The sequence below is a fragment of the Kineococcus indalonis genome (assembly GCF_009906395.1).
GTDB classification, from domain to species: domain Bacteria; phylum Actinomycetota; class Actinomycetes; order Actinomycetales; family Kineococcaceae; genus Kineococcus; species Kineococcus indalonis.
In genome coordinates, this window is record NZ_JAAALM010000117.1 from 1 (window position 1) to 9,174 (window position 9,174).

The 9,174-nt window shown below is 77.5% G+C and carries 11 protein-coding genes and 1 pseudogene; 5 read left to right on the plus strand and 7 right to left on the minus strand.

All coding sequences use genetic code 11. The annotated features are described in order from the left end of the window. A partial coding sequence (locus GTR00_RS08100; RefSeq protein WP_323132327.1) for a CorA family divalent cation transporter occupies window positions 1-703 on the minus strand: 703 nt, incomplete at its 3' end. A gap of 63 nt (window positions 704-766) precedes the next feature. Between GTR00_RS08100 and GTR00_RS08105 the strand changes: the two genes are divergently transcribed. From GTR00_RS08105 to mshC, 4 genes are all read left to right on the plus strand, one after another. Beyond that, the gene (locus GTR00_RS08105; protein WP_166611121.1) at window positions 767-1,504 is read left to right on the plus strand and encodes a histidine phosphatase family protein; all 738 of its coding nucleotides are present in this window, start codon (window positions 767-769) and stop codon (window positions 1,502-1,504) included. 68 nt (window positions 1,505-1,572) lie between these two features. Then, window positions 1,573-2,118: a DUF3090 domain-containing protein gene (locus GTR00_RS08110; RefSeq protein ID WP_166611122.1), complete on the plus strand. Its 546-nt coding sequence runs from the start codon at window positions 1,573-1,575 to the stop codon at window positions 2,116-2,118. A 17-nt stretch (window positions 2,119-2,135) separates the two neighbouring features. Beyond that, window positions 2,136-3,047: an SCO1664 family protein gene (locus GTR00_RS08115; protein WP_205705340.1), complete on the plus strand. Its 912-nt coding sequence runs from the start codon at window positions 2,136-2,138 to the stop codon at window positions 3,045-3,047. 50 nt (window positions 3,048-3,097) lie between these two features. Beyond that, window positions 3,098-4,381 (plus strand): cysteine--1-D-myo-inosityl 2-amino-2-deoxy-alpha-D-glucopyranoside ligase, encoded by a 1,284-nt coding sequence (gene mshC / locus GTR00_RS08120; RefSeq protein WP_166611124.1) that lies wholly within the window; start codon window positions 3,098-3,100, stop codon window positions 4,379-4,381. A 204-nt stretch (window positions 4,382-4,585) separates the two neighbouring features. On the opposite strand, the pseudogene GTR00_RS08125 reads toward mshC, so the two are convergent. Next, a pseudogene (locus tag GTR00_RS08125) lies at window positions 4,586-5,038 on the minus strand (membrane dipeptidase); the annotation flags it as partial. Window positions 5,039-5,083: 45 nt separating this feature from the next. Between GTR00_RS08125 and GTR00_RS08130 the strand changes: the two are divergent. Further along, a complete protein-coding gene (locus tag GTR00_RS08130; protein WP_166611125.1) occupies window positions 5,084-5,575 on the plus strand; it encodes a hypothetical protein in 492 nt (163 codons plus the stop codon). A gap of 15 nt (window positions 5,576-5,590) precedes the next feature. Here GTR00_RS08130 and GTR00_RS08135 read toward each other — a convergent pair whose 3' ends face one another. The 5 genes from GTR00_RS08135 to GTR00_RS08155 all read right to left on the minus strand — a co-directional run bounded on the left by GTR00_RS08135 (window position 5,591) and on the right by GTR00_RS08155 (window position 9,151). Then, window positions 5,591-6,364, minus strand: coding sequence for an AIM24 family protein (locus GTR00_RS08135; RefSeq protein ID WP_166611126.1), 774 nt, complete (start codon window positions 6,362-6,364; stop codon window positions 5,591-5,593). Beyond that, window positions 6,361-7,029: an AIM24 family protein gene (locus GTR00_RS08140; RefSeq protein WP_166611127.1), complete on the minus strand. Its 669-nt coding sequence runs from the start codon at window positions 7,027-7,029 to the stop codon at window positions 6,361-6,363. The genes GTR00_RS08135 and GTR00_RS08140 overlap by 4 nt, the downstream gene beginning before the upstream one ends. Further along, a complete protein-coding gene (locus GTR00_RS08145; RefSeq protein ID WP_323132328.1) occupies window positions 7,026-7,658 on the minus strand; it encodes an AIM24 family protein in 633 nt (210 codons plus the stop codon). The genes GTR00_RS08140 and GTR00_RS08145 overlap by 4 nt, the downstream gene beginning before the upstream one ends. Window positions 7,659-7,791: 133 nt before the next feature. Continuing rightward, on the minus strand, window positions 7,792-8,052 hold the full coding sequence (locus GTR00_RS08150; RefSeq protein ID WP_166611128.1) for a DUF805 domain-containing protein: 261 nt from the start codon (window positions 8,050-8,052) through the stop codon (window positions 7,792-7,794). Window positions 8,053-8,260: 208 nt separating this feature from the next. After that, the gene (locus GTR00_RS08155; RefSeq protein WP_166611129.1) at window positions 8,261-9,151 is read right to left on the minus strand and encodes a PAC2 family protein; all 891 of its coding nucleotides are present in this window, start codon (window positions 9,149-9,151) and stop codon (window positions 8,261-8,263) included. Window positions 9,152-9,174 lie beyond the last annotated feature (23 nt).

Genomic DNA, 9,174 nt, shown 5'->3' on the forward strand with positions numbered 1-9,174 from the left:
CCCCGTGCGCCAGGCCCCGCTCGACCCGGTGCTCGAGCTCGTGCGCGGAGCCGTCGCCGGGCGGGGCCTCCCCGCGCTCCACCAGCGCGCGCACCGGCGCCACCAGCGGCGCGGCGGCCCGGCGCACCTCCAGCACCTCGCGCTTGAGGGAGTAGATGCGCGCGGCGTCGGAGGTGCGCGCGGGGGAGAAGACCTGCTCCTCCATCTCCTCCACGTCCTGCTCCAGCGCCTCGTCCACGGCCCGGTAGCCGCCGACGACGTGCGCCATCACGGCGTGGAGCACCGCCCGCGGGCCCAGCCGCAGCCGGTGCGCGTCGGCCTGCAGCGCCTCGCGCACCGGTCCCAGGTCGCCCAGCTGCCCGCGGCGCACCGTGACCACGAAGTGCTCGGCGGTGAAGACCATGACCTCCCCGGTCTCCACCGCCGAGCGGTCCTCGTAGTAGGCCAGCGCCTTGAGCACCGCGAAGGTCACGTCGTCGAAGCGCTCGACCTTGGGCCGCTGGTGGCCCTGCACGGCCTCCTCCACGGCCAGCCGGTGCAGGTGCAGGACCCGCGCGACGCCCTCGAACTCCTCGGCGGTGGGGTCGTGCACGCCCAGCCACACGAAGCCGCGCTCGCCGCGCCGGCAGCGCTCCAGCGCCGCGGCGAGGTCGTCGACCTCCTCGCGGCGGCCGTCGGTGTACGTCGCGACGTCGATGATCACCGCCTCATCGTGCCGCGGGCGCGGCGGCGGCGCCCGCGCAGCGCGCCCCCTAGGCTGACGGCCGTGCCGACCCTGCTGCTCGTCCGCCACGGCCGCACCACGGCCAACACCGCCGGCGTCCTGGCCGGCTGGACGCCGGGGGTGCGGCTGGACGAGCACGGCGAGCAGCAGGCCGCCGCCCTGGGCCGGCGGGTGGCGGTGCTGCCCCTGGCCGCCGTCGTCTCCTCCCCGCTGGAGCGCTGCCGGCAGACCGCCGAGGTGCTGCGCGCGGAGCCCGGCCCCGACGGCCCGCGCCCGGACGTCCTCGTCGACGACCGCCTCGGCGAGGTGCGCTACGGGGAGTGGACCGGCCGGGAGCTGAAGGCCCTGGCCAAGGAGCCGCTGTGGAGGACGGTGCAGGCGCACCCCTCCGCGGCCGTCTTCCCCGGCGACGACGGCGAGGGCCTGGCGCAGATGCAGCACCGCGCGGTGGCGGCCGTGCGCGAGCACGACGCACGGGTGGCCGCCGAGCACGGCGAGGACGCCGTGTGGGCCGCCGTCACCCACGGCGACGTCATCAAGGCCGTGCTCGCCGACGCCCTGGGGATGCACCTGGACCTCTTCCAGCGCCTGAGCGCCGACCCCTGCTCGGTGTCCGTGGTGCGCTACGCCCCGCTGCGCCCCTTCGTGCTGCGCACCAACGACTCCGGCGGCGACCTGGCCGGCTTCGCGCCCCGTCGCAGGGCGCGCCGGCGCAGGGCGGCCGGTGCGCGCGGCCTGGCCGCCTCCGACGCCGTCGTCGGCGGCGCCACGGGCACCTGAGCCGCGTCCGGCGGGCGCCGGGGCGGTGCCCGGCGGGCGCGTCCGGTGGGCGGCGCTAGGGTCGCACCATGCCGGTCCACGACTACGACCCGCCCGAGCGGTTCGTCGCAGGCACCGTCGGCGAACCCGGGTCCCGCACCTTCTTCCTGCAGGCGCGCGGGGGCGGCCGGCTGACGTCGGTGGCCCTGGAGAAGGCCCAGGTCGCCGCGCTGGCCGAGCGGGTGGGTGAGCTCCTCGACGAGATCGTGCGCCGCTCCGGCGGGCAGGCGCCCGTGCCGGCGCTGCCGCCGACGGGCACCGAGGACACCGCGCCGCTGGACGTGCCCATCGAGGAGGAGTTCCGCGTCGGCACGATGAGCCTGGCGTGGGACTCCGAGCGCCAGGTCGTCGTCATCGAGTGCTTCGAGGTCGACGACGAGGACGTCGAGGCGGCGCTGGACCCCGACCCGGCCCGCAACCTGCTGCGCGTCTCGCTGGACGGCGCCACCGCGCGCGCGTTCTCCCAGCGGGCCACCGCGCTCGTCGCCGCGGGCCGCCCGCCGTGCCCGTTCTGCGCCGGGCCGCTGGACCCCGGCGGCCACGTGTGCCCGCGCGCGAACGGCTACCGGCGCTGAGCGCGGCGGCTCCCGGCGTGTTCGCCGGCGTGGCCGAGGCCGACGCGCTGGTCCGCCTGGCCACCGGGGAGCTGCGCGTGCGCGGCCGCCTGGCCGACGCCTCCAACGCCACCCTGTACTCCGTGGCCGGCACCCCCGAGGGGGAGCTGGCGTGCGTGTACAAGCCCGTGGCCGGCGAGCGGCCGCTGTGGGACTTCCCCGACGACACCCTGGCCCGGCGCGAGGTCGCCTCCTACGCCGTCTCCGCCGCCACCGGCTGGGACGTGGTGCCGCCCACCGTCTTCCGCGACGGCCCGCTGGGCCCGGGCAGCGTGCAGCTGTGGCTGCAGGCCCCCCCCGACGCGGACGAGGACGCCGACGAGGACGCCGACGAGGACGCCGACGAGGCCGACCACGGCGCCGTCGACGCCGACGGCGCCGACGGCGCGGAGGTGGTCGTCCTGCCGCAGCCCGGCGCCGGGCTCGTCGACATCACCACCGCCCGCGGCGTGCCGCGCGGCTGGCTGCCGGTGCTGCGCGCGGAGGACCACACCGGCCGCCCCGTCGTCCTCGCCCACGCCGACGACGCGCGGCTGCGCCGCATCGCCGTCCTGGACGCCGTGCTGAACAACGCCGACCGCAAGGGCGGGCACGTGCTGCCCGGCTGGCACGGCGCCGTGCACGGCGTGGACCACGGCCTGACGTTCCACGTCGAGCCGAAGCTGCGCACCGTGCTGTGGGGCTGGGCCGGCGCCGACCTGCTGGAGGACGAGCGCGCCGTGCTGGAGCGGCTGCGCGAGGAGCTCGGCGAGCGCCTCGGGGAGGTCCTCGTGGAGCTGCTCAGCGTCGAGGAGGTCGTCGCCACCCTGGAGCGCGTCGAGCAGCTGCTGCGCACCGGCCGCCTGCCCCGCCAGCGCGGGCAGCGCGCCCTGCCCTGGCCGCCGTTCTGAGCGGCGCCCCCAGCCGCAGCGGCGCACCCGGTCGCGGGTAGGTTCGGCCCGTGCGTTCCTGGCCCGCCCCCGACCCCTCCACCCTGCCCGGCCCCGGGGCGCTGCCCGGCCGCGGCGAGCGGGTGCACCTGCACGACTCCTCCAGCGGGCGCCTGCAGCCGGCCGGGCCCGAGCGCGGCACCGCGACCCTGTACGTGTGCGGCATCACCCCCTACGACGCCACGCACCTGGGCCACGCCAACACCTACGTCGCCTTCGACCTGCTGCAGCGCGCCTGGCGCGACGCGGGCCTGGACGTCACGTACGTGCAGAACGTCACCGACGTGGACGACCCGCTGCTGGAGCGCGCCGCCGCCACCGGCGTGGACTGGGCCGAGCTGGCCGCCTCCCAGGTGCAGCTGTTCCGCGAGGACATGACCGCCCTGTCGGTGCTCCCGCCGCAGCAGTACCTGGGCGTGGTGGAGGCCGTCGACCTCGTCTCGGGCGCCGTGCGCGAGCTGCTGGCGGCCGGCGCCGCCTACCGCGTGCCCGGCACCGGCGGCGAACCCGACGGCGACGTCTACTTCCCCGTCGCCGCCGACCCCGCCTTCGGGGAGGTCTCCCACCTGGACCGGGCCACCATGCTGGCGCTGTCCGCCGAGCGCGGCGGCGACCCGGACCGCCCCGGCAAGCGCGACCCGCTGGACCCGCTGCTGTGGCGGGTGCAGCGCCCCGGCGAGCCCGGCTGGGACGCCGGCGAGCTCGGCCGCGGCCGCCCCGGCTGGCACGTGGAGTGCACCGCCATCGCCCTGCAGCACCTGGGCACCCCCGTGGACGTGCAGGCCGGCGGCAGCGACCTGCTCTTCCCGCACCACGAGATGGGCGCCTCCCACGCCCACGTGCTGCGCCCGCACGCGCAGCCCTTCGCGCGCCTGTACGCGCACTCGGGCATGGTCGCCCTCGACGGCGAGAAGATGAGCAAGTCCCGGGGCAACCTCGTGCTCGTCTCCAGGCTGCGCGCCGCCGGGGAGGACCCCGCCGCGGTGCGCCTGGCGATCGTCTCCCACCACTGGCGCAGCGACTGGGAGTGGACCGACGGGGTGCTGGCCACCGCCCGCGAGCGCATCGCCCGCTGGTCGCGCGCCGCCGCCCTGCCCGCCGCCCCCGACGCCGCGCCGGTCCTGGCCGCCGTGCGCGAGCACCTGGCCTCCGACCTGGACACCCCCGGCGCCGTGGCCGCGGTCGACGCCTGGGCCGACGCCGCCCTCGCGGACGCCGGCTCGGCCGTCGACGAGCACGCCGGGGACCTGGTGCGCCGCACCGTCACCGCGCTGCTGGGCGTGCACCTGCCCTGACGCGCGCCCCGCGGCCCGCCGCGGCGCACCCGCCGCGGCGCAGGCGACGGAGGCGAACGCCGGCACGAACGTCACCGTCAGCACCCCGCCGTTGCCGGGCAGGCGCTCCAGCACCCCGTCGGGCACGTTGCGCGGGTGGTCGGTGACCGCGCGGCCGAACGCGCTCAGCCCGGAACCCACCGGCTCGCCGGTGGCCGAGGCCGCCCAGGCGGTGTTGCCGTTGTGCGTCAGCGTCAGGTACGTCACCCCGGCGCGGCGCAGCTGGCGCAGCACCCCCAGCGAGCCGGCCAGGCAGTGCCCGCCCTCGGCCCCGAGCAGGCGGGCGAGCCGGCCCTCGGCGACCGCGGCGCGCACCTGCGCCGCGGTGGGCGTCCAGCGCAGCGCCAGCGGGTGCGCGGCCACCAGGCGGTGCACCAGGTCCACCTGCTCCAGCACCGCCACGGCCGCCTCGGGCTCCCGCAGGGAGCTGGGCACGTGCACCGGCCAGAGCTGCGCGCCCGCCCCGCCGGCGCGCAGCCGGGGCAGGTCGGTGTGCAGGGCCGGCTGCCCGGTGGCCAGGGACGCCGCGGCCGGGTCGCCGCCGGAGCGCTCGCGCGGCTCCCGGGGCAGGTCGTTGTGCCCGTCGAGGACGAGGGGCGGGCCGGCGCCGACCCGCACGGCCGGGACGTTGACACACCACTGATGCAAGCGTGTAATCGCGTAATGGATGACATCGCAGCGTGGTTCGCCGGCAGGCTGCCGGAGGAGTGGTTCGAGGGGACCGTCGAGGTCACCGTCGACCGGGAGGAGGTCGTGGTCGTGGGCACGCTGCCCGCGCCCGAGGTCGAGCAGGACGCGCTGGCCAGCGCCGCCGCCGGCCGCGTGGAGCGCTTCCGGGAGGAGACCCGGGCGGCGCGGATGCGCATCGCCGACCAGGCCGAGGAGCGCTTCGGGCGCAAGGTCGCCTGGGGAGCGGCGTGCGGGCCGGTGCGCACCGTGTTCACCAACGTGGCCGTGCCCGTCATGACGCGGCTGCGCCAGCCCGAGCGCCTGGTCCTGGACACCCTCGTGGAGGCGGGCGTGGCCCGCTCGCGCTCGGAGGCGCTGGCCTGGTCGGTCAAGCTCGTCGCCCAGCACGAGGGCGACTGGGTGCAGCAGCTGCGCGACTCGCTGGGGGCGGTGCGCGCCGCGCGGGCGGCCGGCCCGCGCCTCTAGGCGCGCCGCGCGGCCTCAGCGCTGCTGCTGCTGGTGCTCGGCCAGCTGCTGCTGCACCACGGCCTGCAGCTGCTGCAGGGCCCCCGGGCCCAGCTGGCGCACCTCGCCCTCCAGGCGGCGCAGCGCGTGCGGGTCCTCCCGCAGCCGCTCGGAGCTCTGCAGCAGCACCGTGCCCGCGCCGGTGAAGTCGTACTGGCGCTCCTCGCCGGAACGGGTGCCGAACAGCGCCCCGCGCGCGGCGCCCAGGAAGTGCCCCATCCAGCCGGCGTCGAAGTGCAGCGCCGGGGCCGGGCAGTCCGCCCACCCCACCAGCGCCTCCGGGTCCACCCGCACCGGCGGCTCCACGAAGATCACCGGGCCGGAGGAGCTGGCGAGGAACCTCCCCGTGCCGATCAGGGTGAGGAACCCCGGCACGATGGACTCCTTCAGCTCCAGGCCCGCGTCGAAGGCCAGCAGGTTCGCCGCCCGCACGGTGAGGTTGCCCTCGTCGAGGTCGTAGGAGTTGATGTCGTACCCGCGGTCGCCCAGGAGCACGTGGCCCTGGCCGTTCGCCACCACCCAGTCGCGGCTGTACAGCGGCGAGGAGAAGCGCTCGGCCACCAGCGTGCCCAGCGACGTGGCCGTCAGCGGCTCGAAGCGGATCGTGCCGCCGCCGGCGGGGTAGTGGGCGATCATCCGGCCGGTCTGCACGAACAGCGGGCCGGTCAGCCGCACGCAGTACGCGTGCGCGTTGCCCGGCAGGTTGTCGTGCTCGGGCAGGGTCGAGGGGTCGAGGGGCTCGACGCTCACAGCTTCGCCTCCGAGGCCTGGACGTGGACGGTGCCCTCCCCGGACACCCGCAGCTGCACCGCCTCGCCGGAGCCGCGGCCCACGGCGTCGCGCCAGGACACCGCCGCGCTGACCTCCACGCGCAGCTCGCCCTCGTGCGCCACGTACGCCTGCGGGTCCACCACGACCTGCCGGCCGGCGGTGACCGGCAGCGCGAACGTGCCGCCGTGGGAGAGCAGCGCGACCGAGCCGCGCCCGGACAGCTGGGTGGTGAAGAGGCCCTGGCCGGTGACGGCGCCGCGCACCGCCCCGCGCAGGCCCCCCTGCTGCCCCAGGAAGACCACCGAGCTCGACAGCGAGGCGTCGTGGGCCAGCAGCCGGTCGGCCTCCACCGACAGCGGCCGGGTCCCGTCGAGCTCCACCACGGTGACGTGGTGGCCGCGGGAGCCGTAGTGCACGGTGCCCTCGCCCTCGGCCACCATCAGCGCCACCGCCTCGCCCTGCAGCCCGCGCGCCAGCGCCGCGGCGACCCCGCCGCCGTACGCCCCGCCGCCCGGGCCGCCGGAGACGGGGGAGAACCTCACCCTCCCGGTGACGGCGAGCATCGCGCCGCGCCGCGCCAGGACCTCCCCGCCCGGGCGCACCCGCGCCAGCACGACCTTGGAGGTGACCGCGGTGAACGTCATCGCCGCTCCTCCGGCTGCACGAACACGGTGCCGCTCCCCTCGAAGCGCAGCGAGAACGCCTCCCCGGAGGACTCGCCGACCACGGCGCGCCACGACACGTCCGTGACGAACGACTGCCGCACCTCGCCCAGGCAGCCGACGTAGGCGTCCGGGTCCACCACGAGCGGGGTCCGCGGCGTCACCCGCAGCGCGATCGGCGGCCCGCCCAGCGACAGCAGCGCGACCCGGCCGTGGCCGGTGACGCTGGTGGTGAACAGCCCCTGCCCGCTGGAGGCGCCGCGCAGACCGGTGAAGGCCACGTCGGTGCGCAGGCCCTCCGACAGGCACAGCAGCGACTCGGACTCCACCCGCAGCACCTCGCCGGCCAGCTCCAGCAGCAGCACGTGCCCGGCCTCCACGGCCAGGTGCACGCTGCCGCGGCCGCTGACCTCCATCAGCGGCAGCGACTCCCCGGCCACCCGCTGCTTCAGCGCCGCCCGCAGGCCGCCCCCGCCGCCGATGCCGGCGTCCTTGAAGGAGACCTCGCCCTCGCAGGCGACCATCGAGCCGGTGCGCGCGCGCACCGCGCTGCCCCTGCTGCCGTCCAGGTCCACCACCAGCACCCGCGGCGTCCGCAACCGCCAGCTCACCCGCGCCCCCCTCAGCGTCCGTCGCGACCGGCGACCCGGAGCGTCCGGGCGCCATCATGGCGCGTGCCGTGATCGCGGCGCGGGCCGCGGCGCGGCGTGTCGCCCGCCCGCCGGCGCCGGCGGCGCGCCGGGTTCACGCGCCCCGGACCGGCGGGGGGACCCGCGTCGCCCGCGCCTTCGGCGAGGGGCCCCAGCGGTTCGGGCCGGGCGCGGAGCCCAGCAGCGTGAGGACGAGCAGCACCACGTCCAGGAACGGCACGCGCCCCACCGGCACCCACCAGCGCGAGCGGCCGGTGTCGTGCAGGCGGCGCCCCGTCACCGGCAGCACCGGCAGCACCGGCAGCACCGGCAGCAGCACCGGCAGCGGCACGGCGAAGCGGGCGAGCTCGAGCACCAGGTCCAGCCCCAGCCCGGCGACCAGCGAGCCCCGCTCGCCCCCGGCCGCGCCCGCCGAACGAGGCGTGCTGGCGCAGCACCGGGGCGATCGACCGCGGGAAGCTCACCCGACCAGGGTGGCCGGGCGCGGTGGCCGGCCACCGTGGCCGGGCGCGGTGGCCGGGCGCGGTGACCGGGCGCGGGCGGCCCCGGCGCCGGTGGCGCCGTCAGCCGCGCCGGGGGCCGTCGTCGCGGCGCGGGGGGTCGTCGCGCCGGCGCAGGTAGCGCTCGAACTCGCGCGCGATGGCCTCGCCGCTGGCCTCGGGCAGCTCCGCGGTGTCCTTGGCCTCCTCCAGCTGCTGCACGTACTCGGCGATCTCGCTGTCCTCGCCGGCCAGCTCGTCCACCCCGCGCTCCCAGGCGCGCGCGTCCTCCGGCAGGTCGCCCAGCGGGATCGACACGTCCAGCAGCTCCTCCACGCGGTGCAGCAGCGCCAGCGTGCCCTTGGGCGAGGGCGGCTGGCCCACGTAGTGCGGCACCGCCGCCCACAGCGACACCGAGGGGATGCCCGCGCTCGCCACCGCGTCCTGCACGACCCCGACGATGCCGGTGGGGCCCTCGTAGCGGGAGGGCTCGATGTCCAGCTTCTCCACCAGCTCCGGGTCCTCGCTGCTGCTGGTCACCGGCAGCGGGCGGGTGTGCGGCACGTCGGCCAGCAGCGCGCCCAGGGTCAGCACCAGGCCCGCGCCCACCGAGCGGGCGTGCTCGACGACCTCCGAGGCGTAGGTGCGCCAGCGCATCGACGGCTCGATGCCCCGCACCAGCAGCACGTCCCGCTCGGCGTCGGGCAGGCGCGCGTACGACACGCGCGTGGTCGGCCACGTCAGCCGGCGCCGGCCGTCGTCGTCGTAGTGGACGGTGGGCCGGTTCACCTGGAAGTCGTGGTACTCCTCGGGGTCGAACTCGGCGAGCTCGGTGGCCCCCCACACCTCGTGCAGGTGCGCCACCGCCTGGCTGGCGGCCTCCCCGGCGTCGTTCCAGCCCTCGAAGGCCGCGATCACCACGGGGTCGCGCAGCGCCGGCGCTGCCGGCCTCGCGTCGTCAGGCTGCTCAGGCACCCCCCAACCCTAGACTCACGCCC